Origin of the sequence: Rhizobium sp. SJZ105, assembly GCF_007828365.1 — a bacterium.
In the GTDB taxonomy this organism is placed as follows: Bacteria; Pseudomonadota; Alphaproteobacteria; order Rhizobiales; family Rhizobiaceae; genus Agrobacterium; species Agrobacterium tumefaciens.
On the sequence record NZ_VIUP01000003.1, the window covers coordinates 554620 to 578835 of the forward strand.

The following is a 24216-nucleotide window of genomic DNA, read 5'->3' on the forward strand; positions in this document are numbered from 1 at the left end:
CGCGGGAAGCATTGGCTTCCCGCGCTTGCTTATGGTCAGTGCGCCAAACCATTCCTCCGTTACGCCGTATTAAGTGCGGGGTGACGGAGTGCGGATGTGGCGAGCTTGTGCCAATCCAGGGCTCAAGCGTCGAGCGATGCCATGTCGATGACGAAGCGGTAGCGAACGTCGCTCTTCAGCACGCGCTCATAGGCTTCGTTGACATCCTGGATGTTGATCGTTTCGATCTCCGAGACGATGTCATGCTCGCCGCAGAAATCCAGCATTTCCTGGGTTTCCTTGATCGAGCCGATCATCGAGCCGGAGAGGCTCTTCGCACCGATGATGAGCGAGAAGGCGTGGACCGGGATCGCATGTTCCGGTGCACCGACCACGACCATGCTGCCCTTGGGCTTCAGGAGGCCGAGATAGGCGTTCCAGTCGATTGCGACACCTGCCGTGCAGATGATCAGGTCGAAGGTGCCGGCCAGCTTTTCGAAGGTCGAGGCGTCGCTGGTGGCGTAATATTCCTTCGCGCCGAGCTTCAGTCCGTCTTCCTTCTTCGACAGGGTCTGGGAAAGAACTGTGACATCCGCGCCCATGGCAGCGCCGAGCTTGACGCCCATGTGGCCAAGACCACCCATGCCGACGATTGCGACCTTCTGACCGGGACCGGCGTTCCAGCGGCGCAGCGGCGAGTAGAGCGTGATGCCTGCGCATAGAAGCGGCGCGGAAGCGTCGAGCGGCAGGTTGTCCGGGATCGACAGGACATAACCTTCCTTGACTACGATCGAGTCGGAATAACCGCCATGGGTGGCTGTCTTCGTATTTGGATCAACATCGTTATAGGTCTGGACGAGGCCGGGCATGTAGTGTTCGTTGTCGAGGTCGCGGGTGGCGCAGCCGACGCAGGAATCGACGAAACAGCCAACGCCGACATGATCGCCGACCTTGAATTTCGTGACCTTGGAGCCGACGGCCTTCACGACACCGGCAATCTCATGGCCGGGAACGATCGGGAAGACGGCATTCTTCCATTCGTTGCGGACGGTGTGGATGTCCGAGTGGCAGATGCCGGCATATTTGATATCGATGACAACGTCGTCATCGTTAGGCTCGCGGCGTTCGAAGGTGAACGGGGTAAGCGGCTTCGACGCATCGGTCGCAGCATAACCTCTTGCAATGGCCATCTGAATATCCTTTCGGGAGTTGGGGACGGCGGAATATGCAATGGAAGGGTGCCGCGGCGTTAGAGCGATCCTCCGAGCTTTTTGCACGATCCTGCAAAAAATTGCGGTGGGCTATTTGCGGAAACTGGCCCGGCTTTCTAGATAATGCAAACAGACACGCTGCTTCCTTCCCTAAAGGGTTTCCCAGATGACCATGCCGTTCAATCTCTATCAGGAGATCGCCTCCATCGCCGCACGGCATGCCACCCGCGATGGCGAGGTCCAGACGGCAATCGAAACCCTCGGCATCAGCCGCCGGTCCACACCCAGCGCGCCGTGCCACGGCAGCTATCGTCCCTGTTTGGCAATGGTGATCCAGGGGTCGAAAAGCGTTCAGCTGGGAACGGACACCATCAATTACGGGGCCGGCGACTATCTTCTGACCTCGCTCGACCTGCCGGTTGCCTGGCGTGTGGTGGAAGCGAGCGAGGAAGTACCGCATTTTTGCATCGGGCTTGCGATCGACAGCGAAAAGCTGCTCGACCTTATGAGCCGCATGCCGATCGAGCGGCCTCAGGAGCCGGTAAGCGGCCAGCGCGGCATCGTGGTGAACGCCGCCACACCGGAGCTGCTTGATGCGGCCATCCGGCTGATGCGCCTGCTTGACCGCCCGGCGGATATTGCGGCCATGGCTCCGCTGATCGAGCAGGAAATCCTCTATCGAATCCTGACGGGACCAGCGGGTGGGCAGCTGATGAACATCGTCGCTGCCGGAAGCCACGGCAATCGGATTGCCCGCGCCATCGCCTGGCTGCGCGAGAATTTCGCGCGCCAGCTGCGTATCGAGGAACTTGCGGAGCATATCGGCATGAGCGTGTCGTCTTTCCATCACCATTTCAAGACGATCACGGCCATGACCCCCATTCAGTACCAGAAGCAGCTGCGGCTGCATGAGGCGCGCCGGCTGATGCTGCTGGAGCGCTTGGATGCAGGCACGGCCGGCCATCGTGTCGGTTACCAGAGCCCTTCGCAGTTCAGCCGGGAATACAGCCGCTTTTACGGGATGTCGCCCTCACGCGACGTCGACGCCTCGCGTGAGATAAGCGCGTCCGGATAAAGCGGCATTATGGTGCGGCGCATCCTGCTGCCGCATCGCGTCAATTCGTACATCACTGTGAAGAAAGCGCTTGACGGGCAAGCTGCCTCCGCTTAAATGGCGCTCGAACCGTACCGTACGGTACATTAATCGAGCCTCTGGAGTGGAAATAAGTGGCCTCCGACCCGATCACAGCGCAGGAATTTTCGCCGCGCCAGAACGCCGTTCTGGATCAGGCATTGCGTCTTCTGGTCGAGGGTGGCGAGAAAGCGCTGACGACCTCTGGTCTTGCGCGCGCGGCCAACTGTTCCAAGGAAAGCCTCTACAAATGGTTTGGCGACCGGGACGGCCTGCTGGCTGCGATGATCACCTTCCAGCAGAGCAAGGTTCGCACCTTCGAGAAGGCGGGCGACCGCGTGTCTGCGCCGCAGCTTGCCGATCATCTCGAGGTTTTCGCACATGATCTGCTTGATGTGCTGGCGGGCGATGTGTCGTTGGCGCTCAACCGTCTGGCGATAGGGCAGGCGAGCCGTGATGGTTCCAAGCTTGGCGATCTTCTTCTGGAACGTGGCCGTCGCCAGATCGACCGCCGCGCCCGCGGGTTGATCGAGGCGGGTCGCCGTTCGGGTTACCTGCGTTTCGATGACGCCGAAGAGGCGTATCGCAGTTTTTACGGCCTCATCGTTTCGGATCTGCATGTGCGCATGCTGCTGGGCGAGGCGCCTGACAAGGATTTTTCCGCCCGGGCAAAGAAGGCGGTGGTCGCCTTTCTAACACTCTACGGCACGGAAAAGGTACATTCGGAACTGGGCGGCAAGGTCGCCTGAGGTTCCGGTTCACACAGAGACAAGCATTAGGGAAGGACCATAAAATGCGCGTTTATTATGATCGTGATGCGGATCTCAATCTCATCAAGTCCAAGAATGTCGTCATCGTCGGCTACGGTTCCCAGGGCCGCGCCCATGCGCTGAACCTCAAGGATTCCGGCGCCAAGAACGTCGTCATTGCTCTGAAGGCCGGTTCGCCGACCGTCAAGAAGGCGGAAGCCGACGGCTTCAAGGTCATGACCGTTGCCGAAGCCGCCAAGTGGGGCGACCTTTTGATGATGGCGACGCCTGACGAATTGCAGGCCGACATCTACAAGGCCGACATTGCCGGCAACATCCGTGACGGTGCGGCGATTGCTTTCGCACACGGCCTCAACGTTCACTTCGGCCTCATCGAGCCGAAGGCTTCGCTCGACGTCGTCATGATCGCACCGAAGGGCCCCGGCCACACGGTTCGCGGCGAATACCAGAAGGGCGGCGGCGTGCCCTGCCTCGTTGCCGTTCACCAGAACGCTTCCGGCAACGCACTTGAACTCGCTCTCTCCTACGCCTGCGGCGTTGGCGGCGGCCGTTCGGGCATCATCGAAACCAACTTCAAGGAAGAGTGCGAAACCGACCTCTTCGGCGAACAGGTCGTTCTGTGCGGCGGTCTCGTAGAACTCATCCGCGCCGGTTTCGAAACCCTGGTCGAAGCCGGTTACGCACCGGAAATGGCCTATTTCGAATGCCTGCACGAAGTGAAGCTGATCGTTGACCTGATCTATGAAGGCGGCATCGCCAACATGAACTACTCGATCTCCAACACGGCCGAGTGGGGCGAATACGTCACCGGTCCTCGCATCATCACCGCTGACACCAAGGCTGAAATGAAGCGCGTTCTTCACGACATCCAGACCGGCAAGTTCACGACCGAGTGGATGCAGGAATGGAAGGCTGGCGGCGCACGCTTCAAGGGCATCCGTCGCAACAACGACGCCCACCAGATCGAAGAAGTCGGCGCAAAGCTGCGCGGAATGATGCCCTGGATCGGCAAGAACAAGCTGGTCGACAAGTCCGTCAACTAAGCTTCATTGCTTGACAGAATATTGGAAGGCCGGGGCGAGAGCTCCGGCCTTTCTGCATTGCGCCTGGCTAGGATCACACGATGGCGTCGGCTTCCTCGATAATGACCGATACGGGAAAGTGATCGGAGAAACCACCGAGATTGACGTTTTTGACTGCATCGCCTTTCGACAGGCCGAAGCGGATCGGCCCCTCATTCTTGCTGTGGCTGACCATGGCGGCAATGGCTTCAATTTTCGCGGTTTCCTCGCGCACCGCGAAGCCGCTGCTCCCGGTCAGAAGCGATCTTGAGACGAGTATCTGGTCGAAGATATTGGCGTCGCCGTTGAAATAGAGCGTGCCATAGATCGTTCTTGCCGTACCGACTGAATCTACTACCTGCTGGCGCAGGTAGTTCCAGGTGAGATTGTAGAACATTGCCGATTGCGAGCTTTCGACATCGTCGCGCTCGCGGGTGGAATTGGCGTGATAGCGCAGCGATGCATCGGAAGGGTCGTCGTTGAAATCGCCGAAGGCGACGACGGCGATGTCGTTTCCTTTTTCTTCCCTGATCCGCTGGTGCCAGTAGCCAAGCGTCTCACCGGCGGTCATGCGAAAACCAGCGCTTTCCACCGCGCCGCCGGAGCGCGACGGCCAGTGATTGGAAAGGGCGATAAGCTGGCGTCCGCCCTTGGTGATGAAGGTGCATTGGGTAATGTCGCGGGTACCGGTGCGGCGCATCACGAAATGGCTGAAAATCTCGGTTTCGTTGATCAGTAGCTTCTTGCTGTCATAGATGAAGGCCGTATCGATGCCGCGCTGGTCCTTGCTGGAATCTGCATGCACCACACGGTAGGCGCGCTCAGGCATGAGGTCGTTCAGATGTTCCGCAAGCGTCTCCAGAACGAAACGGTTCTCGACTTCGCACACGCCGAGCAGATCCGGCCCGGCGCCGCCGATCTGTCTTATGATCAAACCGAGTTGCCTGAGCTTGGTCTTGAACAGACCTTCGGTCCAGCCTTTCAGATCGTTCTTCAGCCGCTCGGCAATCCAAGGTTCGCGCGCCGGATAACCTTCCGGCGCAAACAGGTTTTCGACATTCCAGAACGCCAGGACATATTGGGTCATGATACCTCACACCTCCGGTTGGTTTTACAAAACCTAGTGGAAGTTTTTGCCACAACAACTTGAAATTGTCATGACGGGTTTAGCACGCGACCCAATTTGCCGTTCGATCTTATTTGCCCGGAGGGATGACGCCCTTCGTCAGCAGGAAGCAGCCGTAAAAACGGGTCTCGCCTGTTGTGATGACGCAATATGCTTTTTTAGCCTGTTCATAGAAGGCGAAGCGTTCGATACCGTACATGGGGGCGGATTTTCCCTCCGCCGCGTCTATTTCCTTCTGCACTTCGACCTGTACGGGTTCCAGCTGGTCCGGTGCGCCCATCACTTCCATGCGTCCGACCGAAGGCTGCAGCGGCGTGTCGAGTGGCAGCACCGAGAGAATCGCCTGCATGGCGCGGGCGGCGGAAATGTTGTCCATGCGCAGCACCTTGCCGACCGTTGTCTGGCGAGCCACCGAATCGGAAGGGAAGTTGGTGTCGGAAATCACCAGCGTATCGCCGTGACCCATGGCGCGTAGGGCGTGAAGAACATCGGCATTCAGCGCCGGGTCGATATTTTTCAGCATGTCGTCAAACTCCCATGATGCTTTCGCCGTGTCGCGGCGCGTGGCCGCAATCCAGCCGGAAAACCTTGCCGCGTCAATCGCAAACGGAAGATTGTGAAGCTTTGCGCAAGGGTGTATTTGGCTTTGTCCGCCAAGGGCGGGCCCAAATGCGGGTAACGTGCAGGGAGGCAGAAATAATTCGAAAAACTGATAAGTCAGTATTGCTGACGTATCGACATTTCTGTAAAGATGCACGCATAAAAACGACACAAGAGGAAACGTACCCATGCTTGATTGGGAACAAATTTTCGCCACGCGCTCGTCGCGCATGAAAGCGTCTGAAATCCGCGAGCTGCTGAAGCTGCTCGAGCAGCCCGATATCATTTCCTTTGCCGGCGGTATTCCGGACCCGGCTCTTTTCCCCGCAGAGGAGTTCCAGCAGGCTTATGCGGAAATTTTTTCGGGTTCGCAGGTTAACTCGGCGCTGCAATATTCGGTGAGCGAAGGTTACAAGCCGCTGCGCGAATGGCTGGCGGGCGAAATGGCCGAGATCGGCATTGAATGCACTGCCGACAACGTCTTCATCGTTTCCGGTTCGCAGCAGGGTCTCGACTACCTCGGCAAGCTGTTCCTGTCGCCGAAGGATACCGCGCTGGTAACCTGGCCGACCTATCTCGGCGCACTTTCCGCCTTCAACGCCTATGAGCCGAATTACGACCAGCTCAATCCCGGCGGCAACCGCACGCCCGAAGCTTACCGCGAAACCGCGGCCAAGCTCGGCGGCGCGGTTAAGTTCGCTTATCTCTCTGCCGATTTCTCCAATCCGACCGGGGAAACCGTTGATCTTGCCGGCCGCGAAAAGGTTCTGGCGCTGGCTGACGAGCTGGATATCGCCGTCATCGAAGACGCCGCCTATCAGTCGCTGCGTTACGACGGCGAAGCGGTTCCGCCGATCATGGCGCTCGACATTGCCCGCTCGGGCGGCATCGAGAACACCCGCACCATCTATTGCGGCAGCTTCTCCAAGACGCTCGCACCCGGCCTTCGTGTCGGTTACATCGTCGCGTCTGCGCCTGTTATCCGCAAGCTGGTGCTGATGAAGCAGGCCGCAGACCTGCATTCCTCGACGATCAACCAGATCGCCATCGAACGTGTCGCTTCGCGCGGCTTCGACAAACAGGTCGCCAAGATCAAGGCTGCCTACAGCGCCCGCCGTGATGCGATGCTGGCTGCGCTCGACAGATACATGCCGAAGGGCACGCGCTGGACCAAGCCGGAAGGCGGCATGTTCATCTGGGTCACCCTGCCGGAAGGCATGGATGGCGCCGCACTGCTGGCAAAATCCATCGCAACGGAGAAGGTCGCCTTCGTTCCGGGTCGCGCCTTCTTTGCGGATGGCTCGGGCACGAACACGCTGCGCATCAGCTTCTCCTGCGCCAATGAGGCGATGATCGAGGAAGGCATGAAGCGGCTTGGCCGGTTGATCGCGACGGCCCAGGCGGAGACGACCGAAGTGGTTCCGGCGATTTGAGGGTTGCGAGGTTTTCGGCAGCGACGGGGGTGCGGCTTACCCCCTCTGTCCTGCCGGACATCTCCCCCACAGGTGGGGAGATCGACCCGTGGTGAGGTTTCGCCCATCTCAACGTTCGAAAATTAAGTGACGAAAGAGCGTCTTGCCGATCTCCCTCCTTGTGGGGGAGATGCCCGGCAGGGCAGAGGGGGGGTAGGCCCCGGTCTCCACCTTGGCTACCGAGATCACACCCCTAAAATCCTGCCTGTCACATACATGTTATGCAATCATGTTTTAGCGGTCCCACGAAACAACAGGGACTGGACCTATGAAAACGCTGCTTTCCGCTTTTACCGCCATAGTATCGCTCGGCTTCATCGCCACCGCTGCCAATGCTGCCGATCTGGTGCTTTATACCAGCCAGCCGAACGAGGATGCGCAGGCGACCGTTGATGGTTTCAAGGCCGCCAATCCCGGTATCGAAGTCGAATGGGTGCGTGATGGAACGCCGAAGATCATGGCCAAGCTGATGGCTGAGATCAGCGCCGGCAATCCGGTTGCCGACGTGCTCTTGATCGCCGACACCGTCACACTCGAGCGTATGAAGCAGGCTGGCCAGCTTATGGCCCACAAGTCCCCGGAAGCGAAGAACATCGACGCCTCGCTCTACGATGCGGACGGCTATTATTATTCCACCAAGCTCATCACCACCGGCATCATGTATAACACTGCCGCTGCGATGAAGCCGACGAGCTGGAAGGATCTTGCCAAGGCGGAAGCCAAGGGTCTCGTGACCATGCCGAGCCCGCTGACCTCTGGTGCAGCGTTGATCCACGCGCAGACGCTGGCCGCTGCCAACGGCCTCGGCTGGGACTATTACAAGCAGCTGAAGGCCAATGAAGCCATTTCCGGCGGCGGTAACGGCGCGGTGCTGAAGTCGGTTGCATCAGGTGAGAAGGCTTACGGCGTTGTCGTCGACTACATGCCGATCCGCGAAAAGGCCAAGGGCGCCCCGGTGGAGTTCGTCTTCCCGGAAGAGGGCGTTTCGGCCGTGACCGAACCGGTCGCGATCCTCAAGGGTACCAAGCATGAGGAAGCCGCTAAGAAGTTCGTCGACTACGTGCTTTCGGAAAAAGGCCAGCAGGGCTTCGTCAAGCTCGGCTACATCCCCGCGCGCGCTGACGCTGGCATGCCGGAAGGTTTCCCCGCCCGCGACAAGCTCAAAGTCCTGCCGCTCAACGCCGCGGACGCGCTGAAGAATTCCGAGCAGGATCTGAAGACCTTCTCCGATATTTTCGGCTCCAAGGGCTGATATAGCGGCATGTCCCGATCAAGTGCCTATGGAAACAGCCAGCCGCGCTGGCTGTTTCCTTTTGTGGTGAGCGTCGTTTTTGCGCTCAGCGCCCTGCCGCTCGGGCGGCTCGCCTATACCGGCATTGTTTCGTCACTCAACGGTGACATATGGCGATTGCTGGCTGATCCCGCCCTTTGGGATGCGGCGCTGAACACGCTGTCCACCTCTTTTTTCGGCATGCTGATTTCACTCATGATCGGCGGGGGCTTCGCGCTGGCGCTGACGCTCTGCGACATACGCGGCAAGTCGATCTTAAGCTTCCTCTTCATGCTGCCGATGATGATCCCGCCGCAGGTGACGGCGCTGTCGTGGATCGGCATGACCGGCCCGTCGAGCACGCTTTTAAAGGCCATCGGCCTTGCGCCGCCCATGGGCTCGCCGCAGCCGCTCTATTCCATTGCCGGTATCGCGCTTTTGCTCGGCGTGCAGCATGCGCCGCTTGTCTATCTGTCGCTGCGCGCTGGTTTGCTGGCCTTGCCGCAGGATGGCATCGAGGCGGCCAAGCTTTCCGGTGCCTCGCCTCGCCGCGTGCTGTTCGATATCATCCTGCCGCTTTCGACGCCGGGATTGATCGCCGGGGCGGCGATCTCGTTTGTGTCCAATGTCGGCAATTTCGGTATTCCGGCGATCCTCGGTATTCCGGCCTCGATCTTCACCCTGCCGACGCTGATCTACAGCCGCTTCGCCAGTTTTGGTGCGAGCACCTTCGGCGATATCGCCATTCTCTCGACCATGATCGCCATCATCTCCGTGGCCGGTCTTGCGCTGCAAGAGCGGGCAATGAAGGGCAGGGACTATCGCATCATCGGTCTTTCCGGCAAGGCCGCGACTTTCAAGCTGTCGCGCTGGCGTGTAGTTGCTGAGCTTGTCCTTTGGCTCGTGCTGTTCTTCATGCTGGTCGCACCACTTGCTGCGCTGGTGGCAAGCTCGCTTGCCCCCGCCTATGGCGTGCCGCTAAGTCTCAAGACCGCTACGATGCACGCCTATGAGGAGCTGCTCTACCGGCAGAGCGTGACCCGCACAGCCTTCCGCAACTCGCTGTTTCTGGCGACGGTCACATCCCTTTGCCTGCTTGCGGTGACGGTGTTGACCGCCTATTTCCTGGTGCGCGGCAAAAGCCGCTTCATGTTCCTGCTGTCGGCGCTGGTGGATATTCCCTATGCGCTGCCGGGTGTGGTGATTTCCGTATCCTTCGTCCTCTTGTTCGCGGCCCCCATCCCGCTGCTCGGCATCACGCTTTACGGCACGATCTGGATCATTCTGCTCGCCTATTTTTCCTCCTTTTTCGCCGTCAGCCTCAAACCGATGGTCAGCGCCTTCCTGCAATTCGATCCGTCGCTGGAAGAGGCGGCAAGGCTTTCGGGCGCCGGTTTCTGGCGGCGGTTGAAGGACATCATCCTGCCACTGGTCGGGCCTGCGGCTGGCGCTTCCGTCATCCTCGTTTTCCTGATCGCCTGCAATGAGCTGACGGTTTCGGCGCTCCTTTGGTCCGCCGGCACGCAGACGCTCGGTGTGCTCATCTATAACCTCGATGACAGCGGCAGCTTCGATCTTGCCTCCGCACTTTCGGTGCTTGTCGTCATCATGGTGATTTTCCTCATGCTGCTGCTCGAAATTCTGGGGCGCTATCTGCCGAAAGGAGTGGTCCCTTGGCGAAACTGATCCTCAATCGTCTGACGAAAAGCTTTGGGGCCGGGTCGAAACCCGCCGTTGACGACGTCTCGCTCACGGTGCGTGAGGGAGGTTTCCTCGCGTTGCTTGGGCCTTCCGGCTGCGGCAAGACGACGGTGCTGCGCATGATCGCCGGTTTCGAGCAACCGACTGATGGCTCCATCCTGCTCGGCGAGCGGGTGCTGGCCGATGCAGGCAGCATGGTGCCGCCGGAGCGGCGCAACATGGCGATGGTGTTCCAGTCCTATGCGCTCTGGCCGCACATGTCGGTTGCCGACAATGCCGGCTATCCCCTGAAAGTTCGCGGCATTTCCGGAGAGAAATATCGCGAGAAGGTGGCCCAAGCGCTGGCAGCCGTACGCCTTGAAGGCTTTGCGGACCGCCGTCCCGCCGAGCTTTCCGGTGGCCAGCGGCAGCGCGTCGCTTTGGCCCGCTGCCTCGTCACCGAACCCGATGTGGTGCTGCTCGACGAGCCACTCGCCAATCTCGACCGGCATTTGCGGCAAGAGATGGAGGAGACCTTTCGCGAGTTCCACATCCGCTCCGGCGCGACGATGATCTATGTCACCCACGATCAGGCGGAAGCCATGGCGCTGGCAACCGATGTCGCCGTGATGTCTCAGGGCAAGCTGCTTCAGGTCGCGCCGCCCGCCGAGCTTTATGCACGACCCGAGGGGCGTCTTGTCGGCTCGCTGGTGGGGCAGGGCGCCATTCTCTCCGTGCCGATGCCGGAAGGTTCTTCGCGGGATATTGACTGGGACGCGCTCCGCACAGCGATGGATAACGGTGGGCAATTACCACGGGCGGATATTCTCGTGCGGCCGCAGGACGTGGTGCGGGATGCGGATGGAATCACCTGCACCGTGACCTCGGTTCTCTACGAGGGCGAGCGTTATGCCTTGCGTCTCGACCTGCCGGACGGGCAGGCGCTTCGGGCTTATTCTCGAGAATCGGTTGCGGTCGGTGACCGGTTGCCGGTTGCGATTCGTGCAGCGTGGCGTCTTTAGCATTTGCTTGCTCCCTCATCGCTGGGCTCGTCACAGGAATGAGGGTGGGGAATATCCCCGCACATAAAATCCGACATCGTGAATAGGGAAATCTGATCGACGCGACTGGCCACTGGCGAGACCGAACGGGAGCGGCTAAGCTCCCATTCCAGCAACAGGAATGAAACATGTCGCTTCGGCTCGCCACCTTCAATATCGAAAATCTTCTCACCCGTTTCGACTTTACCGGTTTTCGCAACCAGACGCGGCGCGACAGGGCGATCCAGCTTTTCGATATCAGGGACGAGGCGACCTATCAGGCGCTGGAAAGTGCGCGGGCAGTCTCTTCCACAGACGATACGCGGCAACTTTCGGCGCTGGCCATTGCGGATGCGGATGCCGACATTCTCTGCCTGCAGGAAGTCGACAACATGGCGGCCCTGCAGGCTTTCGAATATGGCTATCTCTACCGCATGGTCGGCAACGGCTATCTGCAGAAATATCTGGTGGAGGGCAATGACAGCCGCGGCATCGATGTCGCCGTCGTCATGCGCGAGCAGACCCGAGACGGCGACAAGATCGAGGTCATCGACATCAAGAGCCACGTCGCGCTAACCTACCGCAATCTCGACCTCTTCAATCCCGCACTTGCCGCGACCAACCAGATAGACGACAAGATTTTCAAACGCGATTGTCTGGAAATCGATCTGAGGATCGGCGGCAAACCGCTGACGCTTTACGTCACGCATTTCAAATCCATGACCAATGCCCGTGACGCCATAGATGCCCGGCTCGCCACCATGCCGATTCGCGAGGCGGAAGCCATGGCCGTTCGCCGCATCATCGAGAACCGCTGGGGCGCAAACAATACCCGCAACAAGAATTTTGCCATCTGCGGCGACATGAATGATTATCAGGAACGCATTTCGATTTCCGGCGACCGGCGCAGCGGCTACAGCTTTACGCCGGTCGAAGAGGAGCGGAGCGCGCTAGATATCTTCACGGCGGATGATTTTGTGACCAATCCGATGTCGCGCCGTGACGTCATGGATCGCTGGACGCTCTATCATTCGCGCGGGCCACAGGAACAGCATCTCTGCCAGCTCGATTATATCTGGCTTTCCCCGCATCTTGCGCAGATCAATGCGACAAGGGTTCCCGAAATCATCCGCGCTGGCCAGCCTTACCGGACGGTCTTTCCGCCGGGGCAGGAGGTGGATCGTTATCCGCGCACCGGCTGGGACCGCCCCAAGGCTTCCGACCATTGCCCTGTCGTTATGACGCTCGATCTGATCTGATCTGCTGCTCCGGGCCGCCTAGCCGTTGGCTACCTTGGGGAAATAGGTCGCCCACACCCGGTTGCGGCCCGCACGCTTCGCCTCATAAAGCCGGTCGTCGGCAATTGCGATCAGCTCGTCCCAACTGTTGATCGCCCGTGCCTCCTGCCAGACCACGCCGAAACTTGCCGTCAGTGACAGCCCGCTTTGTTCATCAATGACCTGGGCTTCAATCAGCCGGCGCAGGCGGTCGGCGGTGGCGGTCGCCGTCGCGTGGCTGACATCCTGCAACACGACCACGAATTCCTCGCCGCCATAGCGCGCCAGAATATCGTTTTTACGGAGGGCGCCTCTTAAAAGAGTCGCTGTCTTCTGTAGCGCGAGGTCGCCCATGGCATGGCCATAACGGTCGTTGATGGATTTGAAGTGGTCGATGTCGACAATCATCACGCCAAGCGCCTGCAACTGCTCCTCGCCGCTCAATATGGCACGAACGGTCTTTTCCAGCGCACGGCGATTGGACACACCGGTCAAGGCATCTGTTTCTGAAAGCGTGCGTAATTGTTCGGCCAGCGCGGACTGCTGCTTTTCCATTTCTTCCTTCTGGCGAAGCTGCTCGCGCAGGAAATCCAGTTCCTCGAACATTTTCTTCACTTCCGGAGCAGCCTTGTCCTGATACAGGGCTCCTGAAAGATCACCAGCAGCGATTGCGGCGATCTGCGTCTGGACGGATTGCATGGGGCGGAACAGTGCCGTTCTGTAAACCGATGCAAGCCGCAGCAATACCAGAACCGCGATGAGAGCGAGGAGGAGAGACGTTCCACCATAGATCAACGCCTGTTCCTTGTTCCTTTCTATCCTTGCCCGTGTTTCGGCGAGAATAAGGTCGCGCAACGTGCTCGAGGAACGCATGCCCTTGATGTAGTTTTCGGAGAATTCGCGAACGCTTGGCTGCGCGGACGGCACCACCATCGCAATCGTATTCTGCGCATAGGGAAGTGCCTGGCCGAAATAGAAGATTTCAATATCGCGAAACGCTGCATCGACGCGTGGTGTGGACAGGTAAGCGGCGGTGTAGTTCGTCAGCGACGATTTCAGCAGTGTGAGGCTCTGTATTTCCGTGTCGAATTTGGCGCGGAGGCTCAGCTTGTCCTGCCTGTTCGCCCGCAGGCTCATGACCACGTAGGAACCGAGGCGACCGATCCGGTCCCGCATCACTCCGGCCGTGCCGGTCATAGCGATGTCGATCGCTACATTGGGCGTTACCTTGATGATCGCGCGAGCGGTCTTGCCGCGCAGCATGTTGACGCTGTCCGCCGCCTTGAACATCGCAAAAATTGCGTTGGACATTGCCGTGTAGCTGCGCGCGGATTCGGGAAGTGCAGCAACCTGATCGACCGCTTCTCGGGATTGCGCCAGTTTTCGGCGTGTATCGACCAGCGATTTTGCCAATTCTGGCTGCGCCCTGATTTCCGCGGCAAAAGAGTTTTCGAGTTCCACCAGCTTGTCGTCCGTCGCCTTGCGCGCTGCGGCAAGCTCCTGGACCAGTTTTGCATCGGGGGAAGACGCGCCCATCAAATTATTGGCAGGACCACGCTCGGCCGATACCAGCCATGCGGACTGGAGGGCCGTTTCGAAGCGGCTGAGTTGCTGCGCATTGGTCCGGTAGCGTAAGTAACTGGAAACGCTCGGCAGGGCGGCAAGGGTTGCCAACAAGATGGAACTTACCGCTATGACGATCGTACCGGTTAGTTGGATTTTCTGTATGCTTGCGCGCATGCGATGCGTTATTCCCGGTGGGATGGTTATGAATTATCGCCATTTTAGCTACATCGCGTAAATACTTCGCTTATTTTGCAGGCCTTTTGCCGCGACCTGGTGATTGAAACCCACAGGTACGGTGTGGAAAAGAGGTCTCCCAACGGCGCGCAATCAATTTTTGCTTTACACGAAGTGAGAATCTGATAGTTGGCAAGGCACTGGATTGCCCTTGTAGCTCAGTTGGTAGAGCACCTGATTTGTAATCAGGGGGTCACGAGTTCGAACCTTGTCGGGGGCACCAGTATTTTCAATGGCTTGGCCATTTCCACCGATATTATTCCTGCATTCGCACAACGCCTATGGCTTGATGTGATATAGCTTGTGCACGATTGCCCAGTTGCCGTCGCGCTCCAGCAAGGACAGGTATTCGCTAAAATCCATGCCGTCGAAACGGGTCGTCAGCTTCACGGACGCGCTGTCGCCTTCCTTGTCGATGCCGAGGATTTCGAAGACGGGGTCGTGATCGGGCAGGCCGCGTTCGCTTTTCCGTATCTGCTCGGCGAAGTCCTCCAGTGAGAGCCATTCCGTTTCACCCTGAAACGTCCCGACGATGCTGGCGCGCGGATCGAAAACATCACGCATCAGGCCCTCATCCGCATAGGCCATGGCGTGCACATAATCCGTCACTGTCTGGGTAATGGTTTGGGGCATCGGATCGTCCCTCCCTTCAGATCCAAAAGCCAAGCTTACACCCGTTGGAGCCGTTCCACCATAAGCACCGTAAAACCTGCGGGTTGCACGGTTTTCCGCATGGGTAGGCAGCTTGGCCCGGCGTGTTTTGCCATGACTTTCCACAATTTTGTCCCGCCCGTGATTATAGTCGCCATGGGTCCGACAAATTTGAGGATCAAGGGCTTTTGCGCCGGCGCGGGGGTGCCGCGCGGGCGGAATTCGCTTATGATCTGTGCGCGAGCCGCACGGGGGTGTCGTATGGCATGCGGTAACAGTTTGCGTTTGAAGGTGTTTTAGTGATCGATCCCTATGTTTTGCTTGGCGTGGAGCGTGATGCCGACGAGGCGGCGATCAAGTCCGCTTACCGGAAGGTGGCGAAAGCCGCCCATCCCGACAGCGGGGGCGATACCGACCAATTCGCACGCCTGCAAACCGCTTACGAGCTTTTGAAGGATCCGGTGCGCCGCAAGGTGTTCGACGATACCGGTTACGATCCGCAGCTTGCCGATGCCAAGGACCTCAAAGGCCTGCTGATGCTGGAAACTCTGGTCAACGAATTCATTCTGGACGAGCGTGAGCCAGGCAGCTTCGACCCAGTGGCCGCCATGCGCCGCAAGCTGACCGACGATATCCTGAAAAGCCGCTTTCACATTCTGGAACTGGAGCGTCACCGCACGCGGGTGCGCAAACATATGGACCGGCTGGGCAGAAAGCCGGAGACCGATGTTTTGAGTTCCATGTTGCGTGCGCGCAGCCAGTCCATCGCCGAAGCCATCCGCAATGCGGAAGCGCAGATAGAGGCGATCGAGCAGGCCTATACGATGCTGGAAGGCTATTCCTACGAGCTGGAGAGCATACCGCTCTCCGAACCGCTGCTGAAAGGCGAGGCGGCGGAATAGCCGTTTCCCCCTAGAGTTCTCAGGGACCGTTGACGAGCGCCAGGATGAGCTGATGCACGCGGCCACCGGGCGAAAGCTCGTCCCGGTCGAAATCGCGTCCGCGCTGGCGTTGCTCGTTGGATAGCTCACCAAGCCGCTGTTGCAGGACAACGCGCACTTTCTGGCATTTCGGATCGTTTTCCGCTCTCAGACCGGTGCTGAATGTCTCGATCTTCTGCACCATGTCGAGAATGTGCTCGCCATGAACGCGCTCATGGGTTTCCACACCGGAAATGAAGGTTTTCCAGCTGGCGGCGACCGCGGGCGGCAATCTGGCCGGCGCTTTCGGCCAGGTATAGATGATTGTGAGATTGGGCTTGGCGGTGGCCAGTACGCAGGCACCGTCCGGTTGCGGACGATAATCGCGCCGCCATGTCAGCTTGAAGGTGGTGTGGGCGATGGCCTGCACACCGGCGGTCGGGCCGCGTTCGCCTATGGACTGGTAGAGCGCTCCGCCCGTATCACCGCTGATCGCATAGGTTTTTATCTGCTCGGCTGGTTTCCAGCCGGCTGACTGTGCTGACAGCGGAAGGGTGCTCAGCAATATCGTCATAGCGCTGATGGTGAGGGAAGAGAGAGTTTTGGCGGGCACGCATCGATCCTTGGTGTCTTGCGCGCCGAAGATAGGCGAGAGCTGGGCTGCTAGGCAAGCGCCGTGAGAGAGGGATTGTAGGATACTGCGCCGAAATTCCACACACGAAAAACCCCCGCGACGGATCGCGGGGGTCAAGCTTGCGACTGCAGGGGAATCAGTCGTCCAGCTTGTCGTAGTCGAGCTTCGGTGCGTTCTGCAGCGCTTCCTTGGTGGTATCGACATAGGCCTTCCAGGTGCCGTTGTCGTTGTGGACTGCAACCGAGGCCGGGTCGAGCACCACATAGCTCTTGTCGATGCCGAGAAAACCGCCGACGCTGGCAACGAGGCCGATCACCGATTTGCCATCGCCGATGACGACATCCTCGATTTCGCCGATGTTTTCGTTCTGGGCGTTATAGATATCCAGACCGTCGAGCTGGGAGGCGGTGAGGTCGGTTTTCTGGACATTGACGAACTTCAGCGGGCCGTTAGCCTTGGTGCCCATGGTGATGCCGGGACCGGACAAAGTCGCATCGGCGCCAACAGCAGGCGCAGTCGCAGCCGTCTGGGCAAAAGCCACGGAAGAGGAGAGGGCTGCTGCGGCAGCGAGAGCGATGACGTTGATTTTCATGATGTTTCTTCCCTTTGTATGCTGAACGTTTCGTTCGGGGAAGAAACGGTGAAGGCCGGATTTGGTTCCGCGTGGGAGCGCAGGAAATTTTGGTTTATGCTGGTAGCGGGAGCACTGGCACGCCAAATCCGGAGGACGTTATGGCAAAAAACACTGACAGCAAGGAAGCGGAGGAGAATGCACCGTCGGTTCTCATCGATCGAAAGATCGCGGAGCTTGGCGACTGGCGTGGCGAGACGCTTGCGCGCATCCGGGCGCTGATAAGGAAGGCCGATCCGGAGGTGACGGAGGAGGTTAAATGGCGCGGCGTGCCCGTCTGGGAGCATGCCGGTATCATCTGCACCGGCGAAACCTACAAGACAGCCGTGAAGATGACGTTTGCGAAGGGCGCGTCGCTTGAAGACCCGGCCGGCCTGTTCAATTCGAGCCTTGAGGGCAATACGCGGCGCGCCATCGACTTTCACGAGGGAGATGAGATCGACGAGGAGGCACTGGTGGCGCTGATCCGCGCGGCGGTGGCGTTAAATGTGGCGGGGAAGGCTGGAAAGAAACGCACGGGGAATAAGGCTGGGTAATCGAGTAGGCGGTCAATCCTTCGCAACGTCCGTTGCCTTGTCCCATTCCCCATCGATGAACTTCAGCGCGTCGATAATTGACACTTTCCACACTGACCAGACGTGATCGCCATCGGTGATCCGCAATTCGGATTTACGATTGTCGGCCTGAAGCGTTTCGTGCAGGGCGATGGCGCCGCGCCAGAGGAAGAAGCCGTCGTCGTCGCCAACTGTCAGATAGGTGGCCGGCAAGTCTTGGCTTTCGGCGACGTGCTGTGCAACAAGGGTGAAGACGTTCTTCTCATTGAAAAGTCTGGCATCGAAGGGCGTGCCGAAGGCGCCGGAGAAGTGATCGCCGGTGGAGGGCAGCACGATGCCGCTGGTGACGGTGGTGCGGTCGACGCGGTGGAAGAAGGCGCTGTCCTGAATGAGCTTGAGTTCCGCGGGCGTTTTGTCGAGATCGGAGGCGGGCACGTTCTGCCAGATCGCGCCGGACAGGCTGGCGACTGCGCCATAGAGGTCTTCGTGGCCATAAGCCAGATGCAATGCGCCGAAACCGCCCATGGACAGCCCGGCGATGGCACGCCCTTCGCGATCTTTTCGCACCGGCAGCGTTTTTTCCACTTGATGGCGCAGATCGCCAGTCAGGGCCGTCTCGTAATCGCCGGGACCACCGACAGCGGCCGAATCCACATACCAACTGTTTTTAACGCCTGGCATGATGACAACCAGCGGGCGGATGGCGCCAGCCGCAATCAGCGTGTCCAGCGTCTTTTCGATATTGCCGAGGTCTCGCCAGCTATTCTGGTCACCATCATGGCCGTGCAGGAGATAAAGCACCGGCCAGCCGTTTTCCGGCGGCGTGCCATCCGGTCGGTAGATGTTGACGGGCAGCGGTGCGTTCAGGGCGGCGCTGTGGAAGGTGGCGTCCTCAATCTGCCCGGCAAGGACTGGGCTTGAGAAAAAGACGAGGCATAAGGCCGCCAGATTTTTTCGATGCATGCGGTGTCTATCCAGATTGCGCTGTTGCGCGTCAGCGACCGGGACGGCCGGTCTTCCCCTTCGTCCGGCTTTTGCGCTTCTGTTCGCCGGCATCCTCATAGGAACCCGCTCCGATCTTGCCGCGCACGAGGGGGCGGGGATCGTCCTTGGTTCGCTCAGGTTGGCCTTCCATGAGCGGTGAGAAACGTTTGCCGGTTTCCGTCTCGGGTTTGCCGGGAACTTCGCCACGCACCGGCTTCTCGGTGCGGCCAACGGTCATCTCGTCCAGCGTGTTCCTGCGGAACAGCGGCTTGCCCGTGTCCGAGCCGGGACCCATTTCGTCCAGCGAAGGTTTGGCGAAGAGAGATTTTCCACTTTCGTTTGCGGAAGCGGCACCGTCCTCTGTCACGCCCGATATGTCTCCTGCAAGAGGGGAGATCGTCCCGTTGCGAGCGCTCGTTTCTTTTTTCTTGCTTCTACCGCCACCCTCAAGCGATTTCGCCTCTTCCTTCGCCATCGGGTCGTCCATGACGGCGAGTTCGGTGGCCTTGAGGCGCTTGATTTCGTCTCGCAGGCGGGCGGCTTTTTCGAAGTCCAGATCGGCTGCGGCATCGCGCATGGATTTTTCCAGCGCGTTGAGATGGGACTGCAGATTGTTACCGACCAGATGGCCGCCATCGGCGAAGCCTTTGCCGGAAACGCCTGAAATATCGGCCCTTACGTGATCACGTTCATAAACTGAATCAAGAATATCGGAGATCTTCGCCTTGACCGATTCCGGCGTGATGCCGTGTTCGGCGTTATAGGCCATCTGCTTTTCGCGGCGGCGGGAGGTTTCCTCCATCGCCCGCTTCATCGAGCCGGTGATGTTGTCGGCATATAGGATGACCTTGCCGTCGACGTTACGGGCGGCGCGGCCGATGGTCTGGATCAGCGAAGTTTCCGAACGCAGGAAGCCTTCCTTGTCGGCATCGAGGATCGCGACGAAACCGCATTCTGGAATATCGAGGCCTTCGCGCAGAAGGTTGATACCGACAAGCACGTCGAAGGCACCAAGGCGCAGGTCGCGGATGATCTCGATGCGTTCCAGCGTGTCGATATCCGAGTGCATGTAACGCACGCGAACGCCCTGTTCGTGCAGATATTCGGTCAGGTCTTCAGCCATGCGCTTGGTCAGCACGGTGCAGAGTGTGCGGTAACCCTTAGCGGCGGTCTCGCGAATTTCGCCGAGGACATCGTCCACCTGGCTGCGGGCGGAGCGCACCTCGACCGGTGGATCGATGAGTCCTGTCGGGCGGATGACCTGTTCGGCGAAGACGCCGCCGGCCTGTTCCATTTCCCACGAGCCGGGGGTGGCCGAAACCGCGACCGTCAGCGGCCGCATCGCATCCCATTCCTCAAAGCGCAACGGGCGGTTATCCATGCAGGAGGGAAGGCGGAAGCCATATTCGGCCAGCGTCGCCTTGCGCCTGAAGTCGCCGCGATACATGCCACCGATCTGGCTAACCGAGACGTGGCTTTCGTCAATAAAAAGCAGCGCATTATCAGGGATATATTCAAACAGCGTCGGCGGCGGCTCACCGGGATTGCGGCCGGTTAGATAACGCGAATAGTTTTCGATACCGGCGCAGGAGCCGGTCGCCTCCAGCATTTCGATGTCGTAACGCGTGCGCTGTTCCAGCCGCTGGGCTTCCAGCAGGCGTCCCGCCTTTTCCAGCTCGGCGAGGCGGACCCTCAGCTCTTCCTTGATCGACTTGATCGCGCCGTTCAGCGTCGGGCGCGGGGTGACATAGTGCGAATTGGCGTAGATCTTGACGGATTGCAGATCGCCGGTTTTCTGGCCGGTCAGCGGGTCGAATTCGGTAATGGAATCGATTTCGTCGCCGAACATCGAGATGCGCCAGGCGGCATCCTCAAGGTGGGCAGGGAAGATTTCGATGGTATCGCCGCGCACGCGGAAGGAGCCGCGCTGGAAATCCATGTCGCGGCGCTTGTATTGCTGGGCCACAAGGTCGGCCAGAAGCTGGCGCTGGTCCAGCCGGTCGCCCACCTGCATCTGGAAGGTCATGGCGGTATAGGTTTCCACCGAGCCGATACCATAGATGCAGGAAACCGAAGCGACGATGATGCAGTCGTCGCGTTCCAGCAGCGAGCGGGTCGCGGAGTGACGCATCCGGTCGATCTGTTCGTTGATCGAGGATTCCTTCTCGATGAAGGTGTCGGAGCGCGGCACATAGGCTTCCGGCTGATAATAATCGTAATATGAGACGAAGTACTCTACCGCATTGTCGGGGAAGAAGTTCTTGAACTCGGAATAGAGCTGCGCGGCCAGCGTCTTGTTGGGCGCAAGGATGACGGCCGGGCGCTGGGTTGCCTCGATCACCTTGGCCATGGTGAAGGTCTTGCCGGAGCCGGTGACGCCGAGCAGCACCTGGCTGCGCTCGCCGGAATTGATGCCTTCCACGAGATCGGCAATCGCCGTCGGCTGGTCGCCTGCCGGTTGATACTCCGAGTTCATGCGGATTGTAACGCCGCCTTCGGATTTCGGCGGACGGGCCGGCCGGTGCGGCGTCCACATCTTGCCGTCCTTGAACAGCGGGTTGCCGCTCTCGATAAGCGCCGATAGCGCCTCGACGGTGGCGGTGACGGCACCTGGTGCGAGATTGGCCGCCTCCTCCAGGGAAACGTCCATGCCAGCCACTGGATTGAGACCGGCGGCGGCGCGGGTTTTCGGATCGCTCGACGCGCCGATGGAAACGCCGCGCGCTGTCTTGGAAGCCGTGGTGTTTTTAGCCGTTTTGTTGGTCGCTTTTTCCGCTTCCTTGCGCGCTTCGATCTCGATCTTCTTGCGGTGCTTGCCAGCTTTCGAGGCGACTTCGCGCTGGGTTTCCACCGAGCCGGCTTCGGCTTCCGCCTCGAGCTGCTTTACCCAATCGGCAACGCTGCCGCTGAGCGGCGCGCCTTCGAACGACGATTGCGGAGCTTCCTCGAAGCCGGAATTCGAGGGTTTGGAATTTTTGGGTGATCTGGCCATGCGCGAAATATGGAGGGAGTCACGCGCAAAGGGAAGGGGAGGCCAAGAAAAAATGAGTACAAAAAGGAAACGAAGCGCGGGGAACAAAATTTGGCCGGATACGTTGCATAGCGGCCGAATACGCTTTGATAGAATCCGGTTCCGTTTCATACGGCGGTAAGTTAAAGCAAAGACAAAAATGACGGTTGCGTTTTCAAACTGCCTTTCGTGACATCCCTCCCTTCTTCATTCAGGAACAATCATGCCGTTCTCGATCAGCCCTGCCCACATCTGGCCTGTCCTGATGCTCATCGTCTCCAATGTTTTCATGACTTTCGCCTGGTATGGGCATCTCAAGCACAAGGGCAGCGCACTCTTCCTTGCGATTGTCGCAAGCTGGGGCATCGCTTTCTTCGAATACATGCTCGCAGTCCCCGCGAACCGCATGGGATCGGAGGTCTATTCGACCGCGCAGCTCAAGACCATTCAGGAAGTTATCACGCTTGCGGTCTTTGCGCTGTTCTCGGTCTTCTGGCTGAAGGAAAGCATCACGATCAACCACGTGATCGGTTTTGCGCTCATCGCTTTCGGCGCTTCCTTCATCTTCCGCTCCTGATCGCCACAGGGCCTTTCTATTGCCGTGGCGGACAGGTTTCGCCACGGCACGAGGAACGGTGTTACGATCCCGTTCCACCATTGGCATAGTCCAACCGTGCCGTACAAATGCGGACGTGGTTCTCGTCCGCCCACTGCACCAGCAATTGCATCGGCACCAGAAACGAACGGCCGAGATTGGTCAGTTCGTATTCCACGCGCGGCGGCACCTGCGCATAGAGCGTGCGGCGAATGAAACCGTCTTCCTCCAGCCGTTTCAGCGTGCGTGACAACATCTGCTTGGAAATATCGTCGATCTTGCGGTTCAGTTCGTTGAAACGCAGCACCCCGCCCTGCAGCGCTTCCAGAACCAGCAGGCTCCATTGATCACCGATGCGATCCAGCACGTCGCGGATGGGGCAGGGCTGGTCGAAGGCGAAGATTTCCTTGGTTTGCGTATCCGGCATTTTCCCTGCTCTTTCCATTTTCGTGCCCTTTCAGGTCATCGCCGTGTGACCTGATCAGCGTCGGCTGACTTCTTGCAGCCGGGGCTGCGATACCATAGCTTCCCCTAGCGGTCTATTATCTAGACCTACAACGATGCCTATAAAGGAAAAAGCCATGGCTAAAATCGCGCTCATCGGAGCCTCCGGCAATGCCGGATCCCGTATTCTGAAGGAACTTTCCGACCGGGGGCACCAGGTGACGGCGATCGCCCGCAACCCTGAAAAGATCGCCAGCCTGCCGAACGTAGTGGCAAAAAAGGGCGATGTCTTCGATCAGGCAGGGCTTTCGGAACTGCTTAAGGGTCACGATGCCGTGATCAGCGCCGTGCACTTCACTGCGAGCGATCCGGTGACGCTGATCGAGGCCGTCCGTGCCTCGGGCGTTTCCCGTTATCTCGTCGTGGGTGGCGCCGGCAGCCTTGAAATTGCGCCGGGCCAGCGCGTGGTTGACCTGCCGGACTTCCCGGCCGCCTACAAGGCCGAGGCGACCAAGGGAGCGGAGTTTCTGGACCGTCTGAAAGGGGAAAAGCAGCTCGACTGGACCTTCCTGTCGCCATCGGCCGAATTCGTGCCGGGGGAAAGAACGGGCAAATTCCGTATCGGCAAGGACAGCCTTTTGAGCAACGAAGCTGGCAGCCGCATTTCTTTCGAGGATTACGCCATCGCGCTTGTCGATGAAATCGAAAAGCCGCAGCATTCCCGCCAGCGTTTCACCGTCGGCTACTGAGAGGTCTCATCCATGAATTTCATGACACGTCGTCTTGCCATCGCTGCTCTTGCCCTCGCGCCCGCGCTGATGGCCGCGCCCGTTCTGGCGGAAACCGCCAAGCGCGATCTGGTTCAGGAAGAAGCCAACCGCAAGCTGGTGATCGATTTTTACGACACTGTCTTCAACAAGCACGAGGTGGCGAAGGGCGCTGCCGTCATCGTCGACAGCTACAAGCAGCACAATCCGATGGTGCCTGATGGCAAGAAGCCGTTCGTCGACTATTTCACCGGCTTCTTCAAGGAAAACCCGCAGGCGAAATCCCGGATCGTGCGCAGCGCCACGGATGGAGATCTGGTTTATCTGCACATCCATTCCACGGATAAAGAGGGTGCTCGCGGAGCCGCCATCGTCGATATTTTCAGGGTCACCGACGGCAAGATCACCGAACATTGGGACGTGATCCAGCCGGTTCCGGAAAAGGCTGCAAACAAGAATACGATGTTCTAGAGCATTTCCAGTAAGAGTGCGTAGCGGTTTTACGTCCGGAAAATTCGTAGAAACAAACAGTTAGAGCACGTCAAACAATTCTGTTTAAACAGGACGTGCTCTAAGGCCAAGCTTCTGCCAACCGCCCGGAATTCAGA

At 59.0% G+C, this 24216-nt stretch carries 23 protein-coding genes and 1 tRNA gene; 14 read left to right on the forward strand and 10 right to left on the reverse strand.

From position 1 onward, the window contains the following. Positions 1–122 precede the first annotated feature (122 nt). A complete protein-coding gene (locus tag FB593_RS14735; RefSeq protein WP_003513067.1) occupies positions 123–1169 on the reverse strand; it encodes an NAD(P)-dependent alcohol dehydrogenase in 1047 nt (348 codons plus the stop codon). 187 nt (positions 1170–1356) lie between these two features. On the opposite strand from FB593_RS14735, the gene FB593_RS14740 reads away from it, so the two are divergent. The 3 genes from FB593_RS14740 to ilvC all read left to right on the forward strand — a co-directional run bounded on the left by FB593_RS14740 (position 1357) and on the right by ilvC (position 4135). Further along, positions 1357–2265: an AraC family transcriptional regulator gene (locus FB593_RS14740; protein WP_038491507.1), complete on the forward strand. Its 909-nt coding sequence runs from the start codon at positions 1357–1359 to the stop codon at positions 2263–2265. Positions 2266–2417: 152 nt separating this feature from the next. Beyond that, positions 2418–3071 (forward strand): TetR/AcrR family transcriptional regulator, encoded by a 654-nt coding sequence (locus FB593_RS14745; RefSeq protein ID WP_003513063.1) that lies wholly within the window; start codon positions 2418–2420, stop codon positions 3069–3071. Positions 3072–3115: 44 nt separating this feature from the next. Next, the gene (ilvC, locus tag FB593_RS14750) at positions 3116–4135 is read left to right on the forward strand and encodes a ketol-acid reductoisomerase (protein WP_113472965.1); all 1020 of its coding nucleotides are present in this window, start codon (positions 3116–3118) and stop codon (positions 4133–4135) included. 73 nt (positions 4136–4208) lie between these two features. On the opposite strand, the gene FB593_RS14755 is transcribed toward ilvC, so the two are convergent. Next, positions 4209–5240: an endonuclease/exonuclease/phosphatase family protein gene (locus FB593_RS14755; RefSeq protein ID WP_145166709.1), complete on the reverse strand. Its 1032-nt coding sequence runs from the start codon at positions 5238–5240 to the stop codon at positions 4209–4211. Between the two features lie 109 nt (positions 5241–5349). Beyond that, positions 5350–5802 (reverse strand): RbsD/FucU family protein, encoded by a 453-nt coding sequence (locus FB593_RS14760; RefSeq protein ID WP_003513061.1) that lies wholly within the window; start codon positions 5800–5802, stop codon positions 5350–5352. Positions 5803–6067: 265 nt separating this feature from the next. Here FB593_RS14760 and FB593_RS14765 point away from each other — a divergent pair, with 265 nt between their 5' ends. The 5 genes from FB593_RS14765 (at position 6068) to FB593_RS14790 (ending at position 12600) form a co-directional block, all read left to right on the forward strand. Next, positions 6068–7312: a PLP-dependent aminotransferase family protein gene (locus FB593_RS14765; RefSeq protein WP_025593984.1), complete on the forward strand. Its 1245-nt coding sequence runs from the start codon at positions 6068–6070 to the stop codon at positions 7310–7312. Between the two features lie 307 nt (positions 7313–7619). Then, positions 7620–8603: an ABC transporter substrate-binding protein gene (locus FB593_RS14775; protein WP_013636459.1), complete on the forward strand. Its 984-nt coding sequence runs from the start codon at positions 7620–7622 to the stop codon at positions 8601–8603. Positions 8604–8612: 9 nt separating this feature from the next. Continuing rightward, entirely contained in the window at positions 8613–10307 is a 1695-nt protein-coding gene (locus tag FB593_RS14780; RefSeq protein ID WP_019565334.1) for an ABC transporter permease, read from the forward strand. Next, positions 10295–11323: an ABC transporter ATP-binding protein gene (locus FB593_RS14785; protein WP_013636457.1), complete on the forward strand. Its 1029-nt coding sequence runs from the start codon at positions 10295–10297 to the stop codon at positions 11321–11323. Before FB593_RS14780 ends, FB593_RS14785 begins: the two co-directional genes overlap by 13 nt. Positions 11324–11490: 167 nt before the next feature. Continuing rightward, on the forward strand, positions 11491–12600 hold the full coding sequence (locus FB593_RS14790) for an endonuclease/exonuclease/phosphatase family protein (RefSeq protein WP_145166710.1): 1110 nt from the start codon (positions 11491–11493) through the stop codon (positions 12598–12600). An 18-nt stretch (positions 12601–12618) separates the two neighbouring features. Here the strand turns inward: FB593_RS14790 and FB593_RS14795 are convergent, their stop codons facing one another. Beyond that, complete coding sequence (locus FB593_RS14795) at positions 12619–14358, reverse strand: sensor domain-containing diguanylate cyclase (RefSeq protein WP_112154004.1); 1740 nt, start codon at positions 14356–14358, stop codon at positions 12619–12621. Between the two features lie 207 nt (positions 14359–14565). Here FB593_RS14795 and FB593_RS14800 point away from each other — a divergent pair. Further along, positions 14566–14641 (forward strand) — tRNA-Thr (locus tag FB593_RS14800). 56 nt (positions 14642–14697) lie between these two features. On the opposite strand, the gene FB593_RS14805 is transcribed toward FB593_RS14800, so the two are convergent. Next, on the reverse strand, positions 14698–15051 hold the full coding sequence (locus FB593_RS14805) for a nuclear transport factor 2 family protein (RefSeq protein WP_025593977.1): 354 nt from the start codon (positions 15049–15051) through the stop codon (positions 14698–14700). Positions 15052–15368: 317 nt separating this feature from the next. Here FB593_RS14805 and FB593_RS14810 point away from each other — a divergent pair, with 317 nt between their 5' ends. Further along, complete coding sequence (locus tag FB593_RS14810; RefSeq protein ID WP_013636453.1) at positions 15369–15971, forward strand: J domain-containing protein; 603 nt, start codon at positions 15369–15371, stop codon at positions 15969–15971. Between the two features lie 19 nt (positions 15972–15990). On the opposite strand, the gene FB593_RS14815 is transcribed toward FB593_RS14810, so the two are convergent. Together FB593_RS14815 and FB593_RS14820 are read right to left on the reverse strand one after the other, a co-directional pair. Beyond that, positions 15991–16602: a DUF922 domain-containing Zn-dependent protease gene (locus FB593_RS14815; protein ID WP_026330788.1), complete on the reverse strand. Its 612-nt coding sequence runs from the start codon at positions 16600–16602 to the stop codon at positions 15991–15993. A 157-nt stretch (positions 16603–16759) separates the two neighbouring features. After that, entirely contained in the window at positions 16760–17215 is a 456-nt protein-coding gene (locus FB593_RS14820) for a PRC-barrel domain-containing protein (RefSeq protein ID WP_003513045.1), read from the reverse strand. Between the two features lie 140 nt (positions 17216–17355). Between FB593_RS14820 and FB593_RS14825 the strand changes: the two genes are divergently transcribed. Continuing rightward, complete coding sequence (locus FB593_RS14825; RefSeq protein ID WP_145166711.1) at positions 17356–17790, forward strand: DUF1801 domain-containing protein; 435 nt, start codon at positions 17356–17358, stop codon at positions 17788–17790. A 12-nt stretch (positions 17791–17802) separates the two neighbouring features. On the opposite strand, the gene FB593_RS14830 is transcribed toward FB593_RS14825, so the two are convergent. Both FB593_RS14830 and uvrB read right to left on the reverse strand, forming a co-directional pair. Then, a complete protein-coding gene (locus tag FB593_RS14830; RefSeq protein ID WP_019565341.1) occupies positions 17803–18771 on the reverse strand; it encodes an alpha/beta hydrolase in 969 nt (322 codons plus the stop codon). 31 nt (positions 18772–18802) lie between these two features. Next, positions 18803–21784, reverse strand: coding sequence for an excinuclease ABC subunit UvrB (uvrB, locus tag FB593_RS14835; protein WP_145166712.1), 2982 nt, complete (start codon positions 21782–21784; stop codon positions 18803–18805). A 241-nt stretch (positions 21785–22025) separates the two neighbouring features. Here uvrB and FB593_RS14840 point away from each other — a divergent pair, with 241 nt between their 5' ends. Next, positions 22026–22379 carry a DMT family protein gene (locus tag FB593_RS14840; RefSeq protein ID WP_003513041.1) on the forward strand — a complete coding sequence of 118 codons (354 nt, stop codon included), beginning with the start codon at positions 22026–22028 and terminating at the stop codon, positions 22377–22379. A gap of 61 nt (positions 22380–22440) precedes the next feature. On the opposite strand, the gene FB593_RS14845 is transcribed toward FB593_RS14840, so the two are convergent. Further along, positions 22441–22824 (reverse strand): winged helix-turn-helix transcriptional regulator, encoded by a 384-nt coding sequence (locus FB593_RS14845; protein WP_003513040.1) that lies wholly within the window; start codon positions 22822–22824, stop codon positions 22441–22443. Positions 22825–22978: 154 nt separating this feature from the next. On the opposite strand from FB593_RS14845, the gene FB593_RS14850 reads away from it, so the two are divergent. Together FB593_RS14850 and FB593_RS14855 are read left to right on the forward strand one after the other, a co-directional pair. Further along, a complete protein-coding gene (locus FB593_RS14850) occupies positions 22979–23590 on the forward strand; it encodes an NAD(P)-dependent oxidoreductase (protein WP_013636447.1) in 612 nt (203 codons plus the stop codon). Positions 23591–23602: 12 nt separating this feature from the next. After that, the gene (locus FB593_RS14855) at positions 23603–24079 is read left to right on the forward strand and encodes a nuclear transport factor 2 family protein (protein WP_003513038.1); all 477 of its coding nucleotides are present in this window, start codon (positions 23603–23605) and stop codon (positions 24077–24079) included. The last annotated feature ends 137 nt before the right edge of the window (positions 24080–24216 follow it).